The sequence below is a fragment of the Haloferax sp. Atlit-4N genome, from assembly GCF_003383025.1.
Lineage (GTDB): Archaea > Halobacteriota > Halobacteria > Halobacteriales > Haloferacaceae > Haloferax > Haloferax gibbonsii.
Window position 1 is genome coordinate 561,562 of sequence record NZ_PSYY01000002.1, and the last position, 25,487, is coordinate 587,048.

Below are 25,487 nucleotides of genomic sequence, written 5' to 3' on the forward strand. Positions count from 1 at the left end.
CTCATGATTGTTTTGCAGCCGGAAATCGGGGCGAGATAAGGAGACGGGAGCCGAATCGCGGCTGTTACTGCGTCTCACCGAACCGCTCGGCGAAGCCGCCGTCGGCGGCGGCCGGGCACTCCGAGGGCGCCGACTCCGCGTCGTCGTCGCCGCGAGCGAACGCGGCGCGGGCAAAGCCGCGGACGCGACCGGGAACGCTACTGGTGGCGGCGATGCGGACGGCTCCGCGAACGCCGGCCACGCCGGCGGCGAAACCGAGCGGCCAGCCCAAGAACAGCGCCACGAGACCGAGACCGGGCGCGAGCGGGGCGACGAGCGTCGCGACCGCGGTGGCCGCGACGACGCCGAGGACCGCCGCGACCGCGACGAGCGCCGTCTCTGAGAGCGTTCTGAACCGGCTCGGGACCGTCTCTCGTACGTCGCCGCGACCGAAGTGGATATCGTCGAACATGGTCGTTCTCCTCGTTTGGAGAGACGACCGCCGACACCAAAAGGGTAATCTGAATTACATTTCTGTAAGCGGGCTTACCGTAGCGCGCTTATGCAATCTTCTCGACAGCTTCGACCGCGGAGTCGACGACCGAGAGTTCGTCGTCGAGGTCGACGACGAGCGCCTCGTCTCCGTGTTCGATGCGGACGCGGACACGCCACGGGTCCTCCGAGACGACGGTGAGCGCGTCGTCGCCGACGACCCACGGGAAGCGCCAGAAGGGAGTTCCGCACACGTCCTGTCCCCGCGAGGAGAGGAAGCCGAGGACGGTCGACTCGTCGAGCAGGACCAGCCCCACGGGCGAGACGGCCTCGTAGCCGCACTGGGCGCAGCGGTGGGTCACGACCACGTCGAGGTCGAACGGGTCGGCGTCGCGGGACAGCGAGGTGCTCGTCGTCCCGCCGCACTCGGGGCAGACGCCGTCGGCGGCGAGGCAGTGGAGGTGTCGCACGCGCTGGTCGAACGCGGACAGGAGCGCCTCCGTGGTGCGGCCTTCGAGGCCGCCGGGCGGGAACTCCTCGTGGGCGTGGGTCCGCGCGCAGTCGGCGCAGGAGATTGTGAGTTTCTCGTCGCCGTAATCGGCTTCGAGGGAGCCGCCGCAGGCGACACAGGAGCCGGGTGCCGAAAAGGCGGGGAGGACGGGGTCCTCGTTGAACGTCCCCGCGAGCACGGCGCGGACGACCTTCTCGCCGGCGTGGCGGAAGTCGTAGCCGTCGTCGGTCTTGCGGACGAACTGGCCGCGGAGCTTTCCGAGGTGGTAGTTGAATCGCGCGCTGTCGTCGACGCCGACCCGTCGGCGGAGTTCGGAGAAGGGAACGGGTCGGTCGGGTGACTCCCAGAGCGCTTCGAGGATGGTGAGTCGGGTCTCGTCGGCGACGATGCCGAACGCTTCGGCCGGCGAGATGCAGTCGTCGCACTCGAGGACCGAGTCCTCGCGGACGGATGCGGAGTCGCTCATACCCCTCACATGCGGGCGAACCGCATTAAATCACCTCGTAAAATTTCGTTCGGGAACTCGCGGGTCGCGTCGCCCGCGTGAATCAGGCGGGGTTGCGTCCGTCTCGTGCGGGACGCCCGCGAAGCGCCCCCGGAGACGTGGTCTTTACGTGTATCCGACCCGAAGCGGACGACGGAATGAAGATTCGCCAGAACATCCGCCACTTCGCGACGAAGAAGGCCCTCACCATGCCGGTCATCGGCGACATCGCCACCGAGAAGATGGTCGACCTCCACGTCCGTATCTTCGGCGAGCGCGCGGACTCCGACCGCAGAGCGGAGCGAGAGGCCCACATGGCGGCGTTCTTCGAGTGCACCTTCGACACCTATCTCGCGGCGCTCGACGCCGGCTTCCCCGAGGCCGAGGCCCGCGAGATAACCCACGTCCAGGCCAACTTCGACTTCTACAACCACGGCTGGACGGAGATGATGGAGATTCCGGTCGACGAAATCGAGGCCCACTACGAGCGGTACGAGGGGTTCTTCGAGCGCCACGGCATCGACATCGCGAACCCCCTCGGCGACTTCCGCACCATCGACATCCCGGACGCGCCCGCGACGCTCGACAAGCTCGACGACCCGGACCACCCCCACGCGGAGGGCGGCTTCGCCGACGACGTGTACGTCGAGGACGACTCGGGCGAGGTCGAAGCCGGCGGAGCCGACGAGCCCGAGGACGTGGACGTGTCGGCCGCGCCGGGGATGCAGGACGTCGACGGCACCGACGAGAAGACCGCGTAAGAGAAGTCGCACGAAGTCGGGCCGGTTCTAATCGTCGGACGGCACGCGGGGGCCGACGTCGACGACGCTGTTTTTCCACGTCCCGCGGGTGAACCACGCGAACGCGAGCAGCGCCACCCCGACGTTCGAGAAGGCGATGCCGTACCAGATGCCGGTCGGACCCATGGAGAAGAACTCCACGAGCACGAACGACGCCGGGATGCGCAGCACCCACAGCGAGATGAGCGAGAACACCATCGCCGTCCGGGTGGACCCGCTCCCGCGGAACCCGCCGTTGACGACGTTGAACGCCCCGAGGAACAGGAACGTCGGACCGATGATGCGCAGGTAGTCCACGCCGATGGCGATGACTTCCTCCTCGCCGGGGATGAACACCGCGACGATGGGTTCGGCGAACAGGTAGGCGGCCGCGGAGACGAACACCAGCGCGGTGACGATGATGCCGACGCCCCAGAACACCGCGCGCTCGGCGCGCTCGGCCTGGTCAGCGCCGAGGTTCTGGCCGACGACCGTCGAGGTCCCCTGCGCGAGGCCGATGGCCGGCAGGAAGACGAGCGAGTTGAGGCGGTTGCCGATACCGAACGCGGCGACCGCGGTCTCGGTGCTGGCCCCGCCGGCGTTGACGGCGGCGTAGGCGACGAGCGCCGTGAGGGCGGTCACGCCGAGCGCGCGGGTCGACTGCTCGATGCTCGACGGCGCGCCGATGCGGACGATGCGCTCGACCATCTCGCGCTCCGGAATCAGGTCGCGCGGCGAGAGGCTGATGCCGACCCGGCCCGAAAGCAGGAGCCAGAAGCCGACGAGCGCGCCGACGCCGCGGGAGAACACCGTGGCGATGGCCGCGCCCTGCACGCCGAAGCCGGTGAAGCCGGTCGCGGCGAACAGCGACTGTCCGAGGCCTTCGAGACCGACGAGGCCGAATATCGGGTTCGCGTTGAACCCGAGGATGAGAAACGGGTCGAGGAAGACGTTGATGACGACGCCGAGACCCATCAGGTACATCGGCGTCTTGGTGTCGCCCCACCCGCGGAGCAGCGCCTGGAAGATGAAGAAGCCGAACATGAACGCGACGCCGAGGAAGATGGTGCGCGTGTAGTCGACCGCCAACTGGTGGACCTCGGTGCCGGGCGTCGTCCCGATGAGCGGGAGCAGTATCGGCGTCAACAGATAGCCGATGAGCGCGAACCCGGCCGAAAGCAGGATGACGAACCCGAGGGTCTGCCCGGCGGCGTGGTCGACCTCGTCGTGGTTACCCGCGCCCTTGTTCTGGGCGACGAGGACCGTCCCGGCGACGGTGAACCCGCCGCCGAACGAAATCATGAGGAAGACGAGCGGCCACGAAAAGGACAGCGCCGAGACGGCCTCGGAGCCGACGCGGCCGACCCAGAAGGTGTCGGCGAGGTTGTACGCCACCTGCATGATCTGCGAGAAGACGAGCGGCAGCGACAGCACCAACATCGGCTTGACGAGGTCGCCGTCGACGAGGTTGACGTCCTTCGCCTTCGCGCTCATTCGTCGCCCTCCTCGCGCACGAGGTTCTCGACGACGAACTCGTCGAGCGCGGCGCGGACCTCGGTGGGCGCGTCGAAGGCGGACTGGCTCGCCGTCTCGGTTCCCGAGGGGTCGGTCACGGCGACGCGTTGGAGGCGCGCGCCGTCGAGCGCCGCGAAGAGGAGCGACGCGGTTCGGTCCGCGTCGACCTCGCGGAAGTGGCCTTCCTCGACGCCCTCGCGGATGATGTCGGCGAGGCGGCGGCGGATAATCGCCTCGTTCCGGGCGACCTGCTCGCGGTAGGCCTCGACGTACGGGGCCTGCGTCCGCAGTTCGTTGAGGGCGAGCCCGAAGCGGTCGTAGTCGCCGTCGTCGTCGCCGTCGGGGACCATCTTGTCGAGGAGGACCCGGAGGCGGGTCTCGGGGGCGTCGCCCTCGGTCGCGGCGACCCGCTCCTCGAACCGGTCGAACAGGTAGCCGAGGAACGCGACGAGCAGCTCCTGTTTCGTCCCGTAGTGGTAGTGGAGGAGGGACTTGCTCTTTCCGGCCTCGTCGGCGATTCGTTGCATCGTCAGGTCCGCGTAGCCGTGGGCGCACAGCGCCCGGTAGGTCGCGGCCATCAGTTCTTCGTGGACCTCGTCGGGGACCGACTGGTCCGGCGTTTCGTCTGCACTCACTAACTGACTAGTCAGTCAGCTACTTAAAAAGAAGTTGCGAACGAGAAACAAGTTGCCGGTAAGTGTGCGACGGCGCGCCACGAGAGAAATCGGCACGCTGTGGGACGGTCTCCCGCGAGAAGGTCGGAACAGTCCGAGAGCGTCGGCGTTACGGTCGCGCTACAGGCTGCGGTCGATGCGGTCGGCGACCTCGTAGCCGGCGACGATGCCACCGTTGAGCGACCGTTCGGGGTACTGCGCTTCCGACGCCATCCCCGCGTAGTAGACCCCCTCGGCCACGTCGTCACCGAGGTCGTACGGCACCACGAGGTCGAGGTAGCCCCGCTCGTACACCGGCCCCGCCCGCGGGTTGCGAGCGATGCGGAACTCCTCGACCGCCGACCGGTCGAAGTTGGGGAACATGTCCGCTATCTCGTCGAACCACGCGTCTTCGACCTCCTCGTCGCTCATCTGCCAGAGGTCCTCGTGCGGCCCCTGCACGTAGCTCGCGACGTACAAGAGGTGGTCGCCGCCGTAGCGTTCCTTCGGCACGAAGTTCGTGTGCTCGATGAGCGACCCGAACGGCGCGTCGTGGGCGATGTTGAGCCAGTAGGTGTCCATCAGCGACTCCGACATGGTCGCCAGCCCGCAGACCGCCCCCTGGAAGTCGATGTCGCAGGGGAACCCCGTGAGGTCTTCGAGCACGTTCGGCATCGTCGCCACGACGACCGACTCCACCTCGTGGGTCTCGGTCCCGTCGTCGGTGTCGACGGTCAGCGTCGAGACCGCCTCGCCGTCGGTGTCGAGTTCCGTCACGCGCGCGCCGGTCTCGATGTGCTCGCGGCCGACCGCCTCGACGAGCGCGTCGATGAAGGGCGCGAAGCCGCCGTCGAAGTAGCCGAGTTTCTCCCCGCGCAGCAGGTCGCGCTCGCCGCGGAAGCGCACGCGCCCGAGGAACCACGACGCCGACACGTCGTGCTTGCGCTCGCCGAACTTCCCGTCGAGGAGCGGGTCGACGAAGTTGTCGTAGACGCCGCGGGTGGTGTGCTCGACGACGAACTCCTCGATGGGCGTGTGTTCGTACTCGGCGAGTTCCTCGTAGGCGTCGAAGTCGGGGACGCCACCGCGGACGTCGACGCCGAGGGTGAGCATGCCGAGGCGGAACTTGTCGTAGAGGCTCATGTGGGGGTAGGCGGCGATTTGCCAGGCGGTGTCCAGCGGGTGGACGACGCCGTCGACGTAGTAGGCGTTCTTGCCGATTCGCCACTCCAAATCGTCTTCGAGGCCGAGTTCGGCGGCGAGTTCGACGATAGTTTCTTCGGACTTCGAGAGGTGGTGGTAGAACTTCTCGATGTCGTCGCCTTTCGTGTCGTAGGTTGCGGCGAGGCCGCCGAGAGAGTCGGCCGCCTCGAAGACTCGAACGTCGTGACCCCGGTTCTGGAGTCGGTACGCCGCGGCGAGGCCCGCGATGCCGCCGCCGACGATGCCTATCATGCCCCGACGTTCGGCGTCGGGTGGAAAGTCCTTTCTGATTGGCCGGTTCCGCCGCCGACGGTGGGAGTTTTAACCCCTGTCGACAGAAAGCGGGGCATGCACGGCGCTCCGTACTGGCAGGCGACGCCGTACACGATTCCAATCGGAGTCGGTGCGGTCCTCTTCGTCGTTCTCGCCGTCTACCTCTTTCGCCACCGGACGGCGCGCCGCCTCGTTCCCGGTTCGACCCTCGGCGCGCTCCTGTTGTTCGCGTCCGGGTTCTGGATGGGGGCGTACGCGCTCGAACTGGCCGTGACGGACTTCTCGACGAAGGTGCTCTTGAACCAACTCGGCTACTTCGGCATCGCGCCGCTCCCGCTCCTGTGGTTCGCCTACGTGATTCGCCACGCGGGCGTGAAACTGGAGTCGCGAGTCGCGTGGGCGGCGCTCGGGTCCGTGCCGGTCGCCGTCGTCGCGCTCGTGCTGACGAACCCGTGGCACGGTCTCATCTGGACCGACCTCTGGCTCAACGCCGACCACGGCTTCGTCATCCTCGTGAACGAACACGGGGCCGCGTTCGCCGGCTTCATCGTCTACGCCTACGTGCTCATCCTGCTCGGCTGTGGTGCGCTCGTCCAGACGAGCGTTCGGTCCGACGGCGTATACCGGAAACAGACGCTCGGCCTCCTCGGCGGCGGCCTGATCCCCGCGGCCGGTGGCCTGGTGTACGTCACCGGGTTGAGTCCGACCCCGGGACTCAACATCCCCGTGCTGGCCTTCTCGGTCGCCTCGGGGGCGGTCGCCTGGAGCGTCTTCCGACACCGGCTGTTCACGCTCGTCCCCGTCGCGTGGGAGTCGGCCGTCGAGTCGATGCACGACGCCGCGCTCGTCCTCGACGGCGACGGGCGCGTCATCGACGTCAACCCCGCGGGCGAGCAGTTCCTCTCGCTTCCCCTCTCGGACGCCTACGGACAGTCCGTCGTGCGCGTTCTCCCCGCGGAACTCGTCGACGCGCTCGACGGCGTTCCGAAGTCCGACGCGGAGGTGGAGACGACGGTCCCGACGGACGACGGCGAGCGCGCCCTCCTCGTGGAGACGACGCCGCTGGGCGACGAGGCGAACATGACGGGGACGCTCGTCCTCGTCCGCGACGTGACCGAACGGGTCGAACGCGAGCGACGGCTCGAACGCCAAAACGAGCGGCTCGACGAGTTCGCGTCGGTCGTCTCCCACGACCTGCGGAATCCGCTCACCGTCGCCCGCGGCTACCTCGAACTCGCGGCCGAGACCGGCGACGAGGAGTACTTCGAGCGAATCGAGGACGCCCACGACCGGATGGAGAACATCATCGAGGACCTGCTCACGCTGGCCCGGGAGGGCGAGACGCTCACCGACGTGACGCCGGTCGCGCTGCGAACGGTCGCACAGGAGGCGTGGGACGGCACGGTCGTCGGCGACGCGACCCTCGACGTTCGGGCCGACCGGACTATCGCCGCCGACCGAGGTCGGCTCCGACAGCTGTTCGAGAACCTGTTTCGGAACGCTGTCGAGCACGGGAGCGAAGACGACGACGCGCTCACCGTCGCCGTCGGCGCGCTCGACGGCGGCTTCTACGTCGAAGACGACGGGCCGGGCATTCCGGAGTCCGAGCGAGCGGACGTGTTCGAGCGGGGGTACACGACCCACGAGAACGGGACCGGATTCGGCCTGCCCATCGTCAAGACGATTGCGGACGCCCACGGTTGGTCCGTCAGCCTCGGCGAGTCGGACGCTGGCGGGGCGCGGTTCGAGTTCACCGGCGTCGAGACCGACCCCGAGCCCGCGAACGCGGAGCAGTCGACGAGCGACTGAGCGCGCGACGAGGAGTCGGTTGCGACGTTCGCCACATTTTTATCTGCGATAAGGCAACAGCGGGGCATGGTTACGGTCCGCGCACCCGCCACGAGCGCCAACCTCGGAAGTGGGTTCGATGTCTTCGGCGTGGCTCTCGACCGCCCCGCCGACATCGTTCACGTCGAACGGGCGGACCGGACGACAATCGAAGTGACCGGCGTCGGCAGCCAGTACATCCCGACCGACCCCGACCGGAACGTCGTCGGGGCGGTCGCGGAGGCACTCGACGCCCCCGCGCACATCCGCATCGACAAGGGCGTCCGCCCGTCGTCCGGACTCGGCTCGTCGGCGGCGAGCTCGGCCGCCGCCGCGGTCGCGCTGAACGAGCTGTACGACCGCGGGCTCTCCCGCGAGGAACTCGTCCCCGTCGCCGCCGAGGGCGAGGCGGTCGTCTCCGGCGAGGCCCACGCCGACAACGTCGCGCCCGCGCTCCTCGGCGGTTTCACCGTCGCGACCGACGAGGGCGTCACGACCGTCGACGCCGACATCCCGCTCGTCGCCTGCCTCCCCGAAATCGCCGTCTCGACCCGCGACGCCCGACGAGTCGTCCCGAGCGACGCCAGCATCGAGGACATGGTCCACACGGTCGGCCGGGCGGCGACCCTCGCGGTCGGGATGTGCCGCCGCGACCCCGACCTCGTCGGCGCGGGGATGCACGACCGCGTCGTCACGCCCGCGCGGGCTGAACTCATCAACGGGTACCACGCGGTCCGCGAGGCCGCCCTCGACGCGGGCGCGTCCGGCGTCACCGTCTCCGGTGCCGGTCCCTCGGTCCTCGGCGTCTGCCAAGCGGCCGACCGCACCCGCGTCGCCGGGGCGATGCTCGAAGCCTTCGACGAAGCGGACGTGGCCGCCCGCGCCTACAAGACGCGAGTCGGCCGCGGCGCTGAAGTATTCGAACTCTGAGTGGTACAGAGAGAACCACTCGCACGCTCGATTCTCGTATTTTCTCGCGTCTGAGCTACTGTAACGCGTTGACGCGGTCGTTGGTAACACGATTCCGAGAAGACTTTTCTCACTATCACGATATATTCGAATCATGGAACGAGCACTCGTCGTCGTCTCCCCCGAAGAACGGTCGCACCGAATCCTCCGCGAGGCCGGCGAACTGGCCGCCGGCAGCGGCGCGGAGCTCATCGTCCTCACGGTTCTCCCGGACGAGGAGTTCGAACGGACCCGCTCGGCGCTCGCCAGCGTCGGCTCCTCGGACGTCGTCTACGGCATCGACCAGGCCATCGAGTCGGCCACCCGTCGCGCCAAGCGCGTCGCCCGCGAGGCGTTCGAGGGACTGGACCTCGATTACCGCATCGTCGCCGACATCGGCCCCGAGGCCGACACCATCCTCGAAACGGCCCGCTGGGAGGGCTGCGACCACCTCTTTATCTCCGGTCGCCGCCGCTCGCCCGCCGGCAAGCTCATCTCCCGGGACCTGACGCAGTCGGTCATGCTCAACTTCGACGGCCCGGTCACCGTCCTCCTCGGCGAGGAGTCGTCGGACGACGCGAAGGGGAAGGGGAAGGGGAAGTCGGGACTCCTCGCCTGAAGCGGGCGGCGCGCCGAGTCGGAAGAAAAACCGAATCGAAAACCGAGACGGCCGGTCGGCGGCGAGCGTCGCCGCGTTAGACGCCGCGGTCCTGCAGCTTGTCCTCGTCGGCCATGCCGACGTTCGCCTCGCCTTTCATGCCCTTGCCGATGCCGGCGGCGATGTCGGCGAGCGTGTCGGGGTCGTCCCAGTTGTTGACGGCCTCGACGATGGCCTCGCCCATCTGTTCCGGGTCCTCCGCGCCGAAGATGCCGGAGCCCACGAAGATGCCGTCGCACTCGTGGTACATCATGAGCGCGGCGTCCGCGGGCGTGGCGATGCCGCCGGCCGCGAAGTTGACGACGGGCAGGCGACCCATCTCGGCCGTCTCGTGGACGAGTTCGGCGGGCGCTTCGTGCTCGCGGGCCCATTTCTCGCGCTCGTCGAAGTTGAGGCCGGTCAGCGACCGAATCTGGTGTTTGATGGTGCGCTGGTGCGTGACCGCCTGGTTCACGTCGCCCGTGCCGGCCTCGCCCTTGGTTCGAATCATCGCCGCGCCCTCGTTGATGCGGCGGAGCGCCTCGGGGAGGTTGCGCGCGCCGCAGACGAACGGCGAGGTGAACTCGCGCTTGTCGATGTGGTAGTCGTTGTCCGCCGGGGTGAGCACCTCGCTCTCGTCTATCATGTCGACGCCGATGGACTCGAGAATCTGCGCCTCGGTGTAGTGGCCGATGCGGGCCTTGCCCATCACCGGGATGGAGACGGCGTCGATGATCTCCGTGACCGTCTCGGGGTCGGCCATCCGGGAGACCCCGCCGCGCTTGCGGATGTCCGCCGGGACGGCTTCGAGCGCCATGACGGCGACCGCGCCGGCCTCCTCCGCGATTTTCGCTTGCTCTGCGTTTACGACGTCCATGATGACGCCGCCCTTCTGCATCTGGGCGAACCCGCGCTTGACGAGTTCGGTCCCGCGCCGAAGCTCCTCCAGGTCGGTCTCCTCTGGCATATCCGTCGCTTGCGACTGGGTTTACTTAAGCGGTCGCTTCCATCCGTCAACCGTTCGCATTCCGCACAGGTCGTGTTTCGCGCTCGGGTCGAGTTGTGGTGATTCTGTTGAACGGCTCGGTTTTTTGACAGATGTCGCGTGCAACACTCAGAGGGTGAGTTCAGCACTTCTTCACATACCCAGAAGACATATATCTTACACGGGCGGTCGTTGATTTGTAATGCGTAAGACACTTTTTACCACTGCTTTGCTACTTCTGGTGATTAGCAGTGGGTGTCTCGGCTCTCCACAGAATCAAGGAAGAGATAACACCGAAACCGAAGGCACTGACCCCGAGATGAATCCCCCGGTGAATAAATTGATTATCGAAGATGACTACTCTGGGAACTTCTCTGTTGTAATTTTTGATCCATCAGAGGGGGAAGTATTCAATGAGAGATACTCCGCGAACAATACCGAAGACATTGATTTGAGTGGGCATTTCCCGGCGAGGGAAACGAGGACAGTAGAGATATATATCAATAACTCCCGTGCTTGGAGAAAGTCCATCGCGTGGTATGAGGGTTATATGTTGGAAATAAATGAAGACGGAACTATTCGTGAAGGAAAAGTCGAAGTTTGAGGGACGTTGACCGACTCGCGCGCTGTATTCAGCACGCCCTCAGTAAACTATCAGCGGCTGAGGACTTCAACAGCGCCGCCAGCGTGATCTCCCAACCGCCGACACCGGCCGCAGTCACCGAGACCGGCATCACTTTTGCATCCCCCCGCTTCGGCGTGGGTATGGACGCGGCGACCCGACTGCGCCGACTGCTCGACGACGACGACCTCCCGGCGGGGACCGACCTCCCGCGGTGGCTCGCACCCCTGCCGGAGTGGCTGGAGAACTTCGGTCTCAACATCGCGTGGCTCGTGGTCGTCATCAACCTCGTCGGGACCGCCTTCGGCTTCTGGTACTACGGCTACCAGTTCAGCATCGAACCGGTCGTGATGTGGCCGCTCGTCCCCGACAGCCCCGTCGCCACGCTGTTCATCGCGCTGTCGCTCGCGCTCTGGAAACTCGGACGGTCCAACGAGTACGTCAACGCCCTCGCCTTCTTCGGCTGTCTCAAACTCGGGCTGTGGACGCCGTACGTCCTCCTCGTGTTCAAAAGCGACTTCTCGTACCTCCACTGGGCGATGTACAACTTCCTCTTTTGGAGCCACCTCGCCATGGTCGTCGAGGCCTTCCTCATCCAGCGGTACGCCGAGTTCCCGTCGCTCGCCGTCCTCGTCGCGGTCGGCTGGTACGGCCTCAACGACCTCGTGGACTACTTCGTTCCCATCGTGGGCACGCCCCACCACACGCTCATCCCGGCCGAGCCAATCGTCGACGGCGTCGTTCAGCACGTTTCGCCCGCCCACGAGTACGCCGCGGCGGGCGCGGTCCTCCTGACGGTCGCGGCGACGTTCCTCGCGCTCGCGACGCGGGTCGCGAAGCTCGAACGGGGCGGCATCGACTGACCGAGAACCGACGACGCGTCGGCCGACTCGGACGTAGCCTTTTGTCCCGCCGACCCTAACCGACGGGCCATGCGCCTCTTCGACCGCGTGGCCGACCTGCCGCTGACCGTCGAGTCCGTCTCCCGCGACCGCTTCGAGAGCGACACGTCGAGCGGCTTCCTCCGCAAGACGACGGTGTTCTCGCTCGCCGGCGACGGCGCGGTCGGCCGCGGCGAGGACGTGACCTACGACACGGAGGACCACGACGCCCTCGCGGACGCCCCCGAGGACGCCTTCGACCTCGCCGGCAGCTACGACTCGTTCGCCGACTTCTCCGCGGCGCTCGACGGGGTCGACCTGTTTCCGACGAAGGTGCCCGAGCGCGAGACGGCCGAACACTACCGGCGCTGGGCGCTCGAATCCGCCGGGCTCGACCTCGCGCTCCGACAGGCCGGCACGGACCTCGCGTCCGCCGTCGACCGCGAGCGCGCCCCGCTTCGGTTCGTCGTGAGCACCCGCCTCGGCGACCCGCCGTCGGCCGACCGCGTCGAGATGCTCCTCGACCGCGACCCCGACTGCGAGTTCAAACTCGACCCGACAACTGACTGGCACGATGAGCTTGTGTCGTCGCTCGCCGCCCACGACCGCGTCCGCATCCTCGACCTCAAGGGTCAGTACGAGGGGACCGACGTGGACCAAGCACCCGACCCGGAACTCTACGAGCGCATCCTGTCGGGCTTCCCCGACGCCGTCGTCGAGGACCCGGCGTTCACCGACGAGACGCGCCCGCTGTTCGACGGCCACGAGGACCGCGTCTCGTGGGACGCCCCGATTACCGGCGTCGACTCCGTCGAGAGCCTGCCGTTCGAGCCGTCGTGGCTGAATATCAAGCCCTCGCGGTTCGGCACGGTCGAGTCGCTGTTCGACACCATCGAGTACGCCGACGAACGCGGGATGTCGCTGTACGGCGGCGGCCAGTTCGAACTCGACGTGGGCCGGGACCACATCCAACTGCTCGCGTCGGTGTTCTACCCCGACGGTCCGAACGACGTGGCTCCCGGCGAGTACAACCTTCCCGAGCCGCCGGCGGGACTGCCGACGAGCCCGCTCGAACCGGGCGACGACCCGTCGGGGCTGGAGTTCTAAGAACCGAAACCCGGCCGCTCCAAAGAGACGCGTCGAGGGGTGCGCTGGCCGCGTTACTCGCCTTGCTGTACTTCGAATATCTCGTCGGCGACGAGGCCGTGGGCCTCTTCGTGGACTTTCGCCCCGGCCTCCTTGTTCGGTGCCTCGAAGAGACAGAAGACCGCGCCGTCCTTCTCGTCGACCCAGTAGTGCTTGTAGTTCACTCCGTACTTGCCCTGCGTCTCGAGGTCGGCGCGGTGGGCCTCCGCGACGTCTTTCGCACTTCCCTCTACGTTCCGGTGTACGTCCATGTATAGCGGCATGGTTGCTAGTTTATAGCACGCCAGCGCGGATAATCGTTCTTTATTATTTACCAGAACATCCTGATACAAGTGTCAGACGCCAGCTTAGTCGAGCATTCCCCGGCTCGAACCACACGAGATATACTCAGATAGTCGTCAGATTCTCGACATTGTGACGAACGCCGCATCCGTGCGGTCCGGGGTAAATCGGTTCTCTCCCGTAGCCCGCTTCACCGACGGCTCACTCGTCGCTGTCGGCGTGGGCGCGGACCCACAGCTGGCCGATTCGGGAGAGGCGCGTCCGGTAGGACTTCCCGCGTTCTTCCTGTTCGATGTAGCCCTTGCCGCCGGGGCCGAGGCGGTCGACGTTGTAGATGACCTTCGACCGGAAGGAGTCGGTGTACTCCTCGTTCATCTCGCGGGCGAGCGCCTCCGCGAGTTCGGAGACCGAGCCGAACTCGCCGTGCTCGCCGAGTTTGAACAGGATGACCTCCTCGAACGGTTTGACGTTGGAGAAGGAGGCCACCGGGAGTTCGACGATGTGGCGGCCGTCAATCTGCTTCGCGCCGATGGTCGTCCCGCGCTCGTCGAACTCCGACAGCAGGTCGGAGGTGGCGTCGAGGCGCTCGCGGATGCGGTCGGCGTCGATTTCGCCCGATTCGAGGAGGTCCGAAAGGAGCGCGCGCTCGGTCCGCAACTCCTCGGCGAGTTCGGTTTCGAGGTACTTCTCGGGGGCCGTGTAGTAGGTGTGGATGCGCTCGCGGTCGGCCTGTCGCTCGACCATGATGGAGTGGGCGGCGGTCGCGAACGCGAAGGAGACCGGCCGGGGCATCGCGCTCACGTTGACCCACACCTCGCCGGGTTCGTCGTCGTCGCCGCGGAGTTCGTCGTCGGCGTCGAGTTCGGCGTTGATGAGGTCGTACGCCTGCTCGAACGCCGCGTCGTAGTCGTACACGTCGTCGACGATGACGCGTTCGGTCTCCGCGCCGAGGAGGTTCTCGAAGTCCTTGCCGAGCTTGCCCGAGAGGTTCCGCGAGTACTCGACGTTCGCCTCGCTCCCGACGGCCCCTTCGAGGAGGATGACGCGGTCCACGTCCAACTGATCGCGGATGAGCGGCGCGATGAGTCGGTCGTAGTCGAAGCCGACGGGAACGATGTGCGTCTGCATACGCTATACTCCGTGGGGACGTTTATTAATCTCTTCAAGTAGTGTATTGTTCAATTGCATGTTATGCATGTGCATTCCGATCACCATCACAGGCTTCGTAACGGAGAGATGGTTGACCTATTCCTGGTTTTTCAAATGCTCCGCAACAGCAGGTGGTAAATCAGTTCTAAGCTCCGTTTCCCCAGCAGATTCGTCATCATCGGGTTGTTCTTTCCATTCGTGATATGAGAACGTAGCAAGTGATCCTATGCCGACAGCCCCACCAATCACTTGTACTGAAATACTAAGTGGCACAATGAATCCCGAAACGAACACGACACCACCAATCACCGCTAAGAAGACCTGTATGTACTGGGCAAGTGAAGTGAATAGTTTTCCGGGGTCAGGGTTTTGATTGACAACTGACCCGGCACCCGGTCCGGAAGTCATTCTTGTAGTTGTGAACTCTCGTTGCATGTGCTGATACTGATTCTTAAGTTCCTGATACTGTTCTTCCTTAGACTCATACTTAGTTCGCCAATAGGCAGCCTCATCACCCACCCAGTCAGGAACAGTTTCGTTTTCTCCGCCATCAGTAGCCATAGTGACATATATTCCATCTCAGAAAGATAGAGTTTCGGGAGAGTCGCCATAATGTCATATGAGGTCTATTTCACTTCTGGGTCTAACTGGAGGGTTATACAACATCACGAAGACTATCGATGTCGTTAGCTACAAGACGAATCTACGACTGACACAGGCGAAGTTCTCAAGAACCCAACCAACTGGCCCGACTGTCACTCCCCGTCCCACACCGCGTGGCCCCAGCGCTCCCACGCCAGCCACGCCACCACGCCGCCGACGAACGCGACGCCGAGATTCACCGCGACGCCGACGAGGCCGATAGCGACCACGAGGGGGTAGCCGTCCGCGCGGGTCAGGCTGGTCAGGCTCGTCCGCGCCAGTTGCAGGCCGATAATCGCCAGGATGACGCCGAGCATGGCGACCGGGTAGGCGGCGACCACGTCCACGGCGAACAGGGCGACGAGGACGTAGCCGACGCCGAGAATCACGTTCGCGCCGGCGGTCCGCGCGCCGAAGGCGTACTTGCCGGCGACGCCGCCGCTGCCGTGGCACATCGGAAAGCCGCCGAGGGGGACCGCGAGGAGGTTCATCGCGCCCATGCTGGTGGCGAGTTCGTCGGCGGAGACGTCGCGGTCGAAGTAGTCCGCGAGCAGGACCGACGTGGCGAGCGCGGCGTTGCCGACGGTCATCGCCAACTGGGCGACTGCGGCCTCCGCGACGGAGAACGAGAGGTTGTCGAGCGAGAGCAGTCGGGCGTCGCCGACCGACGGGACCGCGAGCGACAGGTGTCCAACGTCGGCGACGGCGACCGCGCCGCCGACCGCGAGGACGGCGAGGGCGCTCAGGTTCGAGCGCTTGGTGAGCAGGGCGACGGCGGCGACGGCGACCGCGAGGCCGGCGAGCGGGAGGTCGCCCGCGCCGAGTTCGAGGCCGGTCGAGAGGAGGACGAGCGCGACGCCGAACTGGACGCCGCGGACGACCGGCGCGCCGATGTAGCGGCTCACGCGGTCGAGCGAGCGCGTTCGGCCGATAGCGAGGAGGACGACGCCGAGGCCGAACCCGGCGAGGAGCGCCTCGCCGGTCGTGACCGTCTCGGCGAGGACGAGCGCCGCCAGCGCCTTCATCGGTTCGACCGACAGCGGGACCGCGTAGTACAGCCCCCAGACGACCTGAAACACGCCGAACCAGACGAGCACGACGGCCAGCGAGAGGTCCGTCAGGCGGGCGACGGCGACGACGATGGGGAGGACCGTAACCGAATCTCCCACCGCGCCGGTGAACTCGTGCCACGAGAAGTCCACCGCGAGTTCGTCGCCGTACGGGAACGAGACACCCATCGGATGGTGGTTCCGCCCCGACGGGGAAATGTATTTGCGTAATCGAGAGACGTGACAGTCGGCGACGAGAGAAACCGAAATCAATTACGCAGTCGCCCGGGGGCGCCGAAGCCGCCGTCACTCGAACGTCGAGAGGTCGAAGTGGACGCCGCCGCGGAGGTAATCGATGCCCATGAACAGCATCAGGGGGGCGAGCAGGAGCGCGGACAGCCCGCCGAAGTAGGGGTCGCCGCGGGCGTCGAGGACGGACGAGAGGCCGTTGGCGAGCACGGCCAACCCGAAGCAGACGTAGCCCGCGCCCGCGACGACGTGCCACCGGAGCGTCGTCGACCCGAGAGCGACCGATTCGCGGATGCCGGCGACGACCAACAGCACGCCGGCGGCGGTGAACAGCGCGAACCGGGCGAACGAAAGCGGGTGAGCGGGCGCGCCGAGAAGCACGAGGCCGACGGCGATGAGCAGGTCGAACACCCCGACGACGGCGAGGAATCGGCGGTCCATGTGCGCCCGTCTCGGCGGGGATATGAAAATCTGACTACAGCTTCGTGGACGGCCGGCGGCGAACGCGACGACCGCTCACTGCGTCGCCGACAGGTCGGCCGAGTCGACGACGGTTGCGAACTCCCGGTTCAGGTGCGCCAGCGCGGTGCGGTGCATCTCGTCGGCCGAGAAGCGCTCGCCGTCGTAACCCTCGCGGTCGAACGTCGCGGCCGCGTCCGCGGGGAGATACACGTCGAAGCCGAGGTTCTCGGCCATCCGCGCCGTCGTCGAGACGCAGTGGTCGGTCGTGAGGCCGCAGACGACGAGCGTCGAGTAGTCGCGCTCGCGGAGCCACGCTTCGAGGTCGGTGCCGATGAAGCCGCTGTTGACGCGCTTCGTGAACACCGGTTCGCCGTCGACGGGTTCGGCCTCGGGTTTCCACGCGAAGCCCTCGCCGTCGCGCCGGAGCGGCGAGTCGGGTTCGGTGGAGTCGTGGCGGACGTGGACGACCGGGCGGTCGGCCGCGCGCCACGCCGCGAGCAGGTCGGCGACGCGCGCTTCCATCTCGGGGTTGTTTCGGTCGCCCCACGCCGGGTCGTCGAAGCCGACCTGCATGTCGACGCAGACGAGGACGGCGTCGGCCGGGAGGTCGGCGGCGGTCATCGGCCGGCCCTCGAATTGGCGGCCGTCATCAGTCGTCCGCCGGGGCCATCGGCACCTTCGGGTGCTCGCGCGTGATGCGAATCGGGCACTCGTCGGGCGCTTGCGACTCGTCCGACGAGAACATGTACTGCGGCCACTCGCGGTCGCCCTCGACGCCCCAGTCGCCGAGGTCGGCGTGGGGGCAGACCCCGTCGTACTCCTCGATGCGGTTCTGGATGACCTCGCGGGCCTTCTGGCCGGGCTCGGTGTCGGCGGTGATGCCGTCGAACAGCGCGCGCGGCTGGAACGTGATTTCGAGGCCCCACGGGCAGTAGCGGCTGACACGCTCGTCGTAGAACGGCGCGCGGGTCGTCGGGAACATCGGTTCGCCGCCGAAGGAGAACTCCCACGTCGGGTCGTCGGGGTCGGTCGGGATGTCCGCCGGCCACGGCTCGGGGTCGTTGACGTGGAGGAACTGGAGGACGTGCCAGAGGTGTTCGTGGTAGTCGGCCTCGGTGAGGTCTTCCGCCGGCGGCTTGAAGAACGCGACGAGCGAGCACGCCTCGGAGTAGTCCGGGTACACGTCGAGGTATTCGAGGAGGGTGTCGCGGAGCGCCAACAGCGCGTCTTTGTCGGTCATCGAATCCACGAAGGTGTAGAGGGCGTCGCCGTTGCGCTCGGACTCGATGCCGAAGTAACACGGGAACGGCGCGCCGTCGCGGTCGCCGAGCATCGTCTCGCGGAACGTCTCGTAGTGCTGTCTCGCCCAGTCGGGGAGGTCGCCGTCGTCGAGGCGGCGGCGGAGCACGTCCTGCTCCATGAGCACTTGGTGGCCCGACTCGTTCATGCGCGTCAATTGGATTCAGCGGCTTTGAGGGTTCGGGTTCGGGGGGCGAACACGACCCTCGAAACGACGGGTGACGGCCCTCGTCGCCATCCGCGAAGCCGCCGTCGTCCCCGGCCTCAGAGCGGGCGGTCGAGTTTCAGGTACCGCGTCTCGTACCCCATCGACTCGTAACACGACCGGGCGGCGTCGTTGTCGGCGTGGACGCTCAGCGCGGCCCGCTCGCACCCGCGGTCGCGGCCCCACTCGTGGGCCCGTTCGAGGAGTTCCGTGCCGACGCCCTCGCCCCGCGCTTCGGGTGCGACGTAGAGCTCTTTCACCTTGGCGACCGACCCGCGGGCGAACACCGGCGGGGAGTCGGCGTCGGCGACCGTGACGTAGCCCCGGAGCGACCGCTCGGCGGAGTCCGATTCCGCGCCCGCGGCCGCGACGGCGACGAACATTCGGGTGTTCTCGGCTTCCACCTGCTCGGTCCGGTAGTCGAGCGCCTCGGCCCGCACGTCCGCGTCCTCGGCCAGCGCGTCGTGGTCGTCGATGTCACCCATCTCCTCGGCGAACGGGAGCCACAGGTCGTCAACCAGCGCGTCCACCTCGTCGGCCCGGAGCGGTCGAATCTGCATGAGTCACCGACGACTCGTGGGAATGTCAAAAGAGTAACTGTGTTGGGCGTTCGGGGCGATTCGTCGCGCCGGCCACGCTCGAATCGGGGCACGACCGGCGCGTCCGTCTCACTCGATTTCGAGGCCGCCGGCGTCGGCTCCGTCGTCCGCGCCCTCGTCCCACTCCAGTTCGAACTCGATGCTCAGTTCGTAGGGGCCGCCCGCGGGGCCCTCGCGCTCGGCTTTCACCTCGAACGTCGGCGACGCGGGCGGCTCCATCGTGACGGTCTGGTCGCCGGACTTCAGCGTAATCGGCTCGCCCGCGTCGAGCTTGTCGGCGACGGTTCGGAGATACGACGCGATTTCCGCTCGCGCCTGTCGGTTCTCGGATTTGAAGAGCACTTCTTCGGGCATGGACCGTAGGTTACACCCGCAGGGGGTTAAGCTTCGTTGCGGTGACGAAACCGACGGGAGAGACAGCGCCGACGGGTCAGTCGGCCCGGGGGCCGTCGGTGAAGCGGGACTGGTTCTCCTCGGGCGCGGCGGCGGTCATCGCGGAGACGCCGACGGTCAGGACCGCGGACAGCGCCATCCCCCAGAGGGCGTAGTCCCACGTGAGGTAGGTCGCGCCGAACAGCGTCATCGACCCGACCTCTATCGCGGGGACGAACACGTGGGCGAGGTAGAACGCCTGCGAGCCGAGGACGCCGGCGAACATGCCCGTTCGGGTCGTCCTCGCCCAGTAGAGCGCGACGATGACCGGCAGGGCCATCTGGGCGAACCCGCCGAAGGCGGTGTCGCCGACCGAGACGAGCGTGCCGGGCCGGAACAGGCTGGCGACGAAGGTGAGCGTGGCGAACAGGGCGACGCCGATGCGGGCGAGCCACGCCTCGCGGGCCTCGCTCGCGTCGGGGTTGACGAAGGGGCGGTAGAGGTCGCGGGTGAAGTACGACGACCCGGAGAGGAGCATCGAGTCGGACGACGACATCATCGCGGCCATCGCGCCGGCGATGACGAGCGCGGCGAACCACACCGGCGTGTACTCGTTGAGGAGCACGGGGAGGACGTTCGCGCCCTCGGGCACGGAGATGCCGAGGCCGGCGGCCCACGTGCCGAGGATGAACGCGGGCACGAACAGCAGAACGACGAGGACGGGCCACAGGGCGAACGAGCGCTTGAGGACGGCGCTCGACTTGGCGACGAAGAAGCGCTGGTTTATCTGCGGGAACATCGCCACGCCGAAGGCGATGGTGACGGCCGACGAGATGATGAACTGCGGCGAGTAGACGCCGCCGCCGAGCGAGAGGAACTCGGGGTTGTTCGTCGCGAGGGCGTTCGAGAGCGCCGTGGGGCCGCCGGCCGCGGTGGCGACCCAGCCGACCGCGAGCCAGACGACGCCGAGCATGAACAGCCCCTGGAGGGTGTCGGTCCACGCGACGCCGCGGAGCCCCGCGATGACGACGTAGGCGATCATGAACACCGTGATACCGGCCGCGCCGGCCCAGTACGGGACCATCCCGTTCGTCAGGCCGACGATGGCCTCGCCCGCGCCCATCTGCTGGAGCATCACGTACGGGAACAGCCAAAACAGGCTGATACCGGCGACGACGGCGCGCAGGCGGGTCGAGCCGAAGCGGTCGCCGAGCATCTCGCCGAGGGTGACGTAGCCGTGGGCGCGGCCGACGAGCCACTGCTTGTAGCCGACGACGTACCAGAGGATGGCGAACAGCACGCCGTCCATGACGCCCATCACGAGAATCCACTCGGGGCCGGCGCGGTAGGCGAGGTCGGGGCCGCCGAAGAACGTAAACGCCGACAGGAGCGTCGCGAACGTCGTAAACAGGAGGACGACGGTCCCGATGGAGCGACCGGCGAGGTAGTAGTCCTCGGCGTCGCGGCTGGTCAGGCGGTAGGCGAGTAAGCCGACCGCGAGCGCGACCACGAGGTACGCGCCCACGACGCCGAGTTGGATACCGAGCGCCGAGACCATCAGCGACCCTCCCCGACGATGCCGCGGTCCCACGCCGTCCGGGCGAACAGGTGGAAGACGACTGCGGTCAGCCCCATCCAGCCGATGTGCCACCAGAGCCACAGCGGCAGGCCGGCGAAGACCCTGCTGTCGCCCCAGAGGAACCACGGAACGGCGAACGTCACGAGGATTGCGAAGACGGCAACCCAGCGGTAGTCGATGCGCACTCGCGTCATTCGTAGGAACGATAATCGACAACGAGGCGTAAATCTTACTCTATCGACCTACGTTGCCCCTCATTGAAGAACTATTTTCTTCAACAGAGGCGGTCGAACGACGGGAACCACCCACGGACGCGAACGCGACAGAGGCGACGCGGAGGGCGGGGTCGTCCGCGGGCGAATCGGCCGCCGGAACAGTTTCCAGCGGCGCGTGCGACCGGAGACACATGGACTTCGGTATTCAGCTGTACTCGCTTCGCGAGCTCGACGAACCGACGTCGGCGCTCGTCCGACGCGCCGCGGACGCCGGCTTCGACGGCGTGGAGTTCGCGGGCGTCGACGACGCGGCGGCGGTCCGCGCGGCCCTCGACGAGACCGGACTGGGCGTCCCCGCGGCCCACGTCCCCATCGAGGACCTCGAAGCCGACCTCGACGCGGTCTGCGAGCGGTACGGCGCGCTCGGCGTCGAGACGCTCGTGGTTCCGTATCTCCCGCCGGAGGCGTTCGCCGACGCCGACGCGGTGGACGAGACCGCACACCGGCTGGACGACCTGACCGCGAAGTGCGACGAGCGGGGCGTCAGACTGCTCTACCACAACCACGACCACGAACTCGCCGCGGTCGAGGGCGAACCCGCGCTCGACCGATTGGCCGAGGAGTCCGGCGTCGGTTTCGAACTCGACCTCGCGTGGGTTCTCGCCGCCGGCTACGACCCCGTCGCGTACCTCGACCGCTACGCCGACCGGACCCCGGTCGTCCACCTGAAGGACGTCGTCCGCGACGCCGACGCGGAGCGCGGCGGCCGACCCGTCTCGCTCGGCGAGGGAGAACTCGACATCGACCGCTGTCTCGCGGCCGCGCGCGAGGGGTTCGTCGAGTGGGCCGTCGCCGAACACGACTTCCCCGAGGACCCGGCGGCGTTCTGCCGGGACGCGGGCGAGTTCGTCGGCGCGCACCGAACCGACGAGGAAGCGTGACAAATTACGTGGTCGGTCGAAACGGCGGGAGAGCGACGATTCGCCGGCGTTTCGCGGGACACGGTGTCCGAGTCGAACGGCCCGCGAGCGTTCGAATCGTCGGCCACGATAGATATTTCCCTCGGGCGCAACTTATATAATGACGTTCGTGGGTCCGGCCCATGACATCATCACAATCATCACATCACCACCCCCAACGGGGTGACTTCACCAATGGACGACACTGCAAAATATCTCATTCACGCTTCCATCTCCGCCGACGGGGTCGTCGAACGGAGCGACGTCGTCGGGGCCGTCTTCGGCCAGACCGAGGGCCTCCTCGGCGACGAACTCGACCTCCGCGACCTCCAACAGTCCTCCAAGGTCGGTCGGATAGACGTACAGATAGACTCGGAAAACGGCCACTCGTTCGGCCAGATGACCATCGCCAGCAGCCTCGACAAGGTCGAGACGGCCATCCTCGCGGCCTCGCTGGAGACGCTGACCCGCGTCGGTCCCTGTCAGGCCGTCATCGAGGTCACGAACATCGAGGACGTGCGCGAGGCCAAGCGACGGATGGTCGTCGAGCGCGCCAAGGAGCTCCTCTCGGAGTCGTTCGACGACACCGTGATGAGCTCGACCGAAATCCTCGAAGCGGTCAAAGAGAGCGTCCGCGTCGAGGACATCACCGAGTACAAGGGCCTCCCGGCCGGCCCCCGCGTCGCCGACTCGGACGCCATCATCGTCGTCGAGGGTCGCGCCGACGTGCTCACGCTCCTCCGCTACGGCATCAAAAACGCCGTCGCCGTCGAGGGGACGAACGTCCCCGACGCGGTCGCGGGACTGACCCAAGAGCGGACCGTCACGGCGTTCCTCGACGGCGACCGCGGCGGCGAACTCATCCTGCGCGAACTCTCGCAGGTCGGCGACGTGGACTACGTCGCATTCGCGCCCGACGGCCGGTCGGTCGAGGACCTCGACCGCGCGTCGGTCGTCCGGGCCCTCAGGAACAAGGTCCCGCTCTCGTCGCTTCCGGAGGACGGCGACGGTGACTTCCGGGCCGCCGTCGCCGCCGCCAACGGGACGGGAGACGTTCGGACGGACCCTCGCACGGAGTCGCCGACGACTGACGCGTCGTCGACTCCACCCGCGGACGGCCACGCGAACGGACCCGCCGACGCGGTCAGCGAGGCACCCGCCGAGGCCGGCACCGGCGGTACCGTCACGGTCGGAAAGCCCACCGAAACCGCGAGCACCGACGCCGACGCCGACGCAAACGGCGGAGTGCTCACCGAGTCCGAGGTCGAAGCCGTCGCCGAGGCGGTCGAATCGACCGACCAGCGGCCCTCGCTCGCCGACCACGTGCGCGAGGTCATCGCCGACGAGAGCGGCATGGCCCGGCTCCTGGACGACGACCTCGGCATCGACGACGAGGTCGCGGTCGAGAAGGTGTACGACGCCGTCGAGTACGCCGACCCCGCCCCGGCGCTCGTCGTCGTCGACGGCGAGGCGAGCCAGAAACTCGTCGACATCGCGGCCCAGCGCGGCGTCGGACACGTCGTGGCGCGCTCGGCCGGCGAGTACGTCAAAAAGCCCGTCAGCGTCCGCGTCAGAACCGCGGACCAGCTCCTCGACTGAGGACGGAACGCGGCCCGATACCGGCCGAGACGCCGGCCGAGACGCCGACGGTCAATCGAGGACGAGCCGTAGCCCGTCGTCGCCGTCGAACGCGTCCGGAACGCGGGCGTCCCGGCGGAATCCGAGCGCCTCGTAACAGGCACGCGCGCCGACGTTCTCCGGATGGACCAGCAACGTGAGCGGTGCGTCTGACGCCGGACGGGAGTCTTGGTACGCTTCGACGAGCGCGGTGGCGCGGCCCTCCCGGCGGTGGTCGGGGGAAACCGCGAGTTCGGTCAGATGCGCGCCGACGGCGAGGAGGTAGCCGACCGGCCGGTCGTCGGCGTCGACGGCGACGAGAAGCGTCCCGACGGCGGGCCACGCGTCCAAGAGGTCGGGCGAGGGGTGCGAGACGAGTCGTTGGAGCGATTCGACGGCCGGCACGTCGGTGTCGCGGGCGGGGCGAACGCCCGTCACGGCCGCGTCACCCCCGTCACAGCGGAATCCAGACGAGGACCGCGCCCAGCGCGCCGGCGAACGTGGCGAGGAAGTTGACCGCCTGGTTGCCGAGGCCGGCTCCCTCGACCGTCGCACCGAGCAGACTGTCGACCGTCATTCCGACGAGCCCGCCGGCGAGAACGGCGATGGCGGCCGTCTGCGCCGGCAGGGGAAGCACCAGCACGCTCACGCCGGCCACGAAGGCCGCGCCCAGCGCGCCGGCGACTTCGCCTTGCCACGTGACCGCGCCGTCGGTCCCGGCGGGAACGGGCTTGAGCGAGGTGATGAGCCGCGGCTGGTCGAACAGCCCGCCGATTTCGCTGGAGAGCGTGTCGCTCATCGCGGCGGCGGCCGACCCGGCGAACGCGAGGACGAGCAGGTCGGTGACGAACGGGTAGCCGAGCGTTTGCGCCGCGGCGTAGCCGACGACGGCGACGAGCGAGACGCCCGAGTTGCCGAGGACGTTGCCGGTGCCGCGAGCGCCGTCGTTGTCCTCGGCGACACCGCGTTCGGCCTTGCTGTCGTACCGGAACTTAGTGGCGAGCGCACCGACGCCGAAGAAGGAGACGAGCACGAGCGCCCAGCCGAAACCGCCGAAGACGACCGCGAAGAGGAGCAGGAGGACGCCGGTAATCATGCCGGCGACGGAGGCCGTCCCGAGGGCGTAGGCCGCGTAGCCGAGCGCGACCGTGAGGGCGAGCGCCACGCCGGTCTGCGTCGGCGACACCGGCCCCGCGAGCACCTCGACGCCCCAGAGGACGAGGCCGATAGAGAGCATGACGAGCGGGTCGTCGCGCTCGTAGAGGGCCGTCCGGAGCACCGCGCCGACGAGGCCGCCGACGGCCGCGAGGAGGGTGAACCGGGCGAGAAGCATCGCGTCACCCGTCAGCGACGCGATTGCCGCCTGTCCCGCGGTGCCGGCGAGGACCGCGGCCGCGACGAAGCCCGCCGCGCGAAGCGACTCGTCGGACGTTCTCGAATCCACCAGTCGCGCGCCGAGGTTGCCGTAGGCGAGTGTCAACACCGCGGCGGCGAACACCGAAAGCGGCATCGTGACGCGCGGGACCGTCGCCAAGAGGGCGAGGCCGGTCGCGGCCAGTGCGAACCCGGCGAGCCCGTTGAGCCGGCCGTCCTGCCGGTCGCCGGGCCGCGCGAACAGCTCGAAGAGGGGGCCGTCGTCGACGACGAAGGCCGCCAGGAGCGCGACTGCGGCGAAGGGCGCGAACGCGGCCGCGCCGAGACTCGGGGCCGCGAGGGCCAACGTCCCGACGACCGCGAATCCGCCCGCTCGCCGTACCGTGGAAGTCACACCATTCGGTATCCCCGACGCGCACTTAACCCTCCCGACATCACCGACGACCGCACCACCGCGAGTCCGCGGTCGATGCCAACCTCCCGGGGCGAGCGGACCGACG

28 protein-coding genes are annotated in these 25,487 nt (G+C 67.5%); 9 read left to right on the forward strand and 19 right to left on the reverse strand.

Annotated features, from left to right (window positions below; translation table 11 throughout):
• Window positions 1-64 precede the first annotated feature (64 nt).
• Both C5C07_RS12055 and C5C07_RS12060 read right to left on the reverse strand, forming a co-directional pair.
• Entirely contained in the window at window positions 65-451 is a 387-nt protein-coding gene (locus C5C07_RS12055; RefSeq protein WP_115805136.1) for a hypothetical protein, read from the reverse strand.
• A gap of 88 nt (window positions 452-539) precedes the next feature.
• Window positions 540-1,448 (reverse strand): winged helix-turn-helix domain-containing protein, encoded by a 909-nt coding sequence (locus C5C07_RS12060; protein WP_050459580.1) that lies wholly within the window; start codon window positions 1,446-1,448, stop codon window positions 540-542.
• Window positions 1,449-1,585: 137 nt separating this feature from the next.
• Between C5C07_RS12060 and C5C07_RS12065 the strand changes: the two genes are divergently transcribed.
• Window positions 1,586-2,227, forward strand: coding sequence for a DUF6149 family protein (locus C5C07_RS12065; protein WP_004975419.1), 642 nt, complete (start codon window positions 1,586-1,588; stop codon window positions 2,225-2,227).
• Between the two features lie 27 nt (window positions 2,228-2,254).
• Here the strand turns inward: C5C07_RS12065 and C5C07_RS12070 are convergent, their stop codons facing one another.
• From C5C07_RS12070 to C5C07_RS12080, 3 genes are all read right to left on the reverse strand, one after another.
• The gene (locus tag C5C07_RS12070; protein ID WP_115805137.1) at window positions 2,255-3,739 is read right to left on the reverse strand and encodes an MATE family efflux transporter; all 1,485 of its coding nucleotides are present in this window, start codon (window positions 3,737-3,739) and stop codon (window positions 2,255-2,257) included.
• The gene (locus C5C07_RS12075) at window positions 3,736-4,395 is read right to left on the reverse strand and encodes a TetR/AcrR family transcriptional regulator (RefSeq protein ID WP_004975423.1); all 660 of its coding nucleotides are present in this window, start codon (window positions 4,393-4,395) and stop codon (window positions 3,736-3,738) included. Before C5C07_RS12075 ends, C5C07_RS12070 begins: the two co-directional genes overlap by 4 nt.
• Window positions 4,396-4,554: 159 nt before the next feature.
• Window positions 4,555-5,868, reverse strand: coding sequence for an NAD(P)/FAD-dependent oxidoreductase (locus C5C07_RS12080; RefSeq protein ID WP_115805138.1), 1,314 nt, complete (start codon window positions 5,866-5,868; stop codon window positions 4,555-4,557).
• Window positions 5,869-5,964: 96 nt separating this feature from the next.
• Here C5C07_RS12080 and C5C07_RS12085 point away from each other — a divergent pair, with 96 nt between their 5' ends.
• From C5C07_RS12085 to C5C07_RS12095, 3 genes are all read left to right on the forward strand, one after another.
• Window positions 5,965-7,698, forward strand: a complete 1,734-nt coding sequence (locus C5C07_RS12085) for a histidine kinase N-terminal 7TM domain-containing protein (protein WP_115805139.1) — start codon at window positions 5,965-5,967, stop codon at window positions 7,696-7,698.
• A 66-nt stretch (window positions 7,699-7,764) separates the two neighbouring features.
• The gene (locus C5C07_RS12090) at window positions 7,765-8,646 is read left to right on the forward strand and encodes a homoserine kinase (protein WP_004975427.1); all 882 of its coding nucleotides are present in this window, start codon (window positions 7,765-7,767) and stop codon (window positions 8,644-8,646) included.
• A 133-nt stretch (window positions 8,647-8,779) separates the two neighbouring features.
• Window positions 8,780-9,283 carry a universal stress protein gene (locus C5C07_RS12095; protein WP_004975429.1) on the forward strand — a complete coding sequence of 168 codons (504 nt, stop codon included), beginning with the start codon at window positions 8,780-8,782 and terminating at the stop codon, window positions 9,281-9,283.
• A gap of 76 nt (window positions 9,284-9,359) precedes the next feature.
• Here the strand turns inward: C5C07_RS12095 and pdxS are convergent, their stop codons facing one another.
• The gene (gene pdxS / locus C5C07_RS12100; protein ID WP_050459577.1) at window positions 9,360-10,268 is read right to left on the reverse strand and encodes a pyridoxal 5'-phosphate synthase lyase subunit PdxS; all 909 of its coding nucleotides are present in this window, start codon (window positions 10,266-10,268) and stop codon (window positions 9,360-9,362) included.
• 220 nt (window positions 10,269-10,488) lie between these two features.
• Here pdxS and C5C07_RS21030 point away from each other — a divergent pair, with 220 nt between their 5' ends.
• From C5C07_RS21030 to C5C07_RS12110, 3 genes are all read left to right on the forward strand, one after another.
• Window positions 10,489-10,890 carry a hypothetical protein gene (locus C5C07_RS21030; RefSeq protein WP_147302008.1) on the forward strand — a complete coding sequence of 134 codons (402 nt, stop codon included), beginning with the start codon at window positions 10,489-10,491 and terminating at the stop codon, window positions 10,888-10,890.
• A gap of 161 nt (window positions 10,891-11,051) precedes the next feature.
• Window positions 11,052-11,771 carry a DUF1405 domain-containing protein gene (locus C5C07_RS12105; RefSeq protein WP_004975433.1) on the forward strand — a complete coding sequence of 240 codons (720 nt, stop codon included), beginning with the start codon at window positions 11,052-11,054 and terminating at the stop codon, window positions 11,769-11,771.
• A gap of 69 nt (window positions 11,772-11,840) precedes the next feature.
• The gene (locus C5C07_RS12110; protein WP_115805140.1) at window positions 11,841-12,896 is read left to right on the forward strand and encodes a hypothetical protein; all 1,056 of its coding nucleotides are present in this window, start codon (window positions 11,841-11,843) and stop codon (window positions 12,894-12,896) included.
• A 53-nt stretch (window positions 12,897-12,949) separates the two neighbouring features.
• Here C5C07_RS12110 and C5C07_RS12115 read toward each other — a convergent pair whose 3' ends face one another.
• The 11 genes from C5C07_RS12115 to C5C07_RS12160 form a co-directional block, all read right to left on the reverse strand.
• A complete protein-coding gene (locus tag C5C07_RS12115) occupies window positions 12,950-13,198 on the reverse strand; it encodes a DUF4242 domain-containing protein (RefSeq protein ID WP_147299488.1) in 249 nt (82 codons plus the stop codon).
• 220 nt (window positions 13,199-13,418) lie between these two features.
• The gene (locus C5C07_RS12120; protein ID WP_004975440.1) at window positions 13,419-14,345 is read right to left on the reverse strand and encodes a DUF6293 family protein; all 927 of its coding nucleotides are present in this window, start codon (window positions 14,343-14,345) and stop codon (window positions 13,419-13,421) included.
• Between the two features lie 117 nt (window positions 14,346-14,462).
• Complete coding sequence (locus C5C07_RS21035) at window positions 14,463-14,927, reverse strand: hypothetical protein (RefSeq protein WP_147302009.1); 465 nt, start codon at window positions 14,925-14,927, stop codon at window positions 14,463-14,465.
• A gap of 194 nt (window positions 14,928-15,121) precedes the next feature.
• Entirely contained in the window at window positions 15,122-16,246 is a 1,125-nt protein-coding gene (locus tag C5C07_RS12125; protein WP_115805141.1) for a putative sulfate/molybdate transporter, read from the reverse strand.
• 117 nt (window positions 16,247-16,363) lie between these two features.
• On the reverse strand, window positions 16,364-16,747 hold the full coding sequence (locus tag C5C07_RS12130; protein WP_004975446.1) for a hypothetical protein: 384 nt from the start codon (window positions 16,745-16,747) through the stop codon (window positions 16,364-16,366).
• A gap of 75 nt (window positions 16,748-16,822) precedes the next feature.
• Window positions 16,823-17,389, reverse strand: coding sequence for a cysteine hydrolase family protein (locus C5C07_RS12135; RefSeq protein WP_115805142.1), 567 nt, complete (start codon window positions 17,387-17,389; stop codon window positions 16,823-16,825).
• Window positions 17,390-17,417: 28 nt separating this feature from the next.
• Window positions 17,418-18,215 carry a YqcI/YcgG family protein gene (locus tag C5C07_RS12140; protein ID WP_115805143.1) on the reverse strand — a complete coding sequence of 266 codons (798 nt, stop codon included), beginning with the start codon at window positions 18,213-18,215 and terminating at the stop codon, window positions 17,418-17,420.
• A gap of 116 nt (window positions 18,216-18,331) precedes the next feature.
• A complete protein-coding gene (locus C5C07_RS12145; RefSeq protein ID WP_115805144.1) occupies window positions 18,332-18,832 on the reverse strand; it encodes a GNAT family N-acetyltransferase in 501 nt (166 codons plus the stop codon).
• Window positions 18,833-18,940: 108 nt separating this feature from the next.
• Entirely contained in the window at window positions 18,941-19,225 is a 285-nt protein-coding gene (locus C5C07_RS12150; protein ID WP_004975456.1) for an amphi-Trp domain-containing protein, read from the reverse strand.
• Window positions 19,226-19,301: 76 nt separating this feature from the next.
• Window positions 19,302-20,801 carry a sodium:solute symporter gene (locus tag C5C07_RS12155; protein ID WP_115805145.1) on the reverse strand — a complete coding sequence of 500 codons (1,500 nt, stop codon included), beginning with the start codon at window positions 20,799-20,801 and terminating at the stop codon, window positions 19,302-19,304.
• A complete protein-coding gene (locus tag C5C07_RS12160) occupies window positions 20,801-21,016 on the reverse strand; it encodes a DUF3311 domain-containing protein (RefSeq protein WP_004975459.1) in 216 nt (71 codons plus the stop codon). Before C5C07_RS12160 ends, C5C07_RS12155 begins: the two co-directional genes overlap by 1 nt.
• Before the next feature lie 212 nt (window positions 21,017-21,228).
• Between C5C07_RS12160 and C5C07_RS12165 the strand changes: the two genes are divergently transcribed.
• Together C5C07_RS12165 and dnaG are read left to right on the forward strand one after the other, a co-directional pair.
• Window positions 21,229-21,978: a sugar phosphate isomerase/epimerase gene (locus C5C07_RS12165; RefSeq protein WP_115805146.1), complete on the forward strand. Its 750-nt coding sequence runs from the start codon at window positions 21,229-21,231 to the stop codon at window positions 21,976-21,978.
• Window positions 21,979-22,191: 213 nt separating this feature from the next.
• A complete protein-coding gene (gene dnaG / locus C5C07_RS12170; protein ID WP_115805147.1) occupies window positions 22,192-23,595 on the forward strand; it encodes a DNA primase DnaG in 1,404 nt (467 codons plus the stop codon).
• 51 nt (window positions 23,596-23,646) lie between these two features.
• On the opposite strand, the gene C5C07_RS12175 is transcribed toward dnaG, so the two are convergent.
• Window positions 23,647-24,051: a GNAT family N-acetyltransferase gene (locus C5C07_RS12175; protein ID WP_115805148.1), complete on the reverse strand. Its 405-nt coding sequence runs from the start codon at window positions 24,049-24,051 to the stop codon at window positions 23,647-23,649.
• Window positions 24,052-24,067: 16 nt separating this feature from the next.
• Window positions 24,068-25,381: a DUF92 domain-containing protein gene (locus tag C5C07_RS12180; protein WP_115805149.1), complete on the reverse strand. Its 1,314-nt coding sequence runs from the start codon at window positions 25,379-25,381 to the stop codon at window positions 24,068-24,070.
• Between the last annotated feature and the right edge of the window lie 106 nt (window positions 25,382-25,487).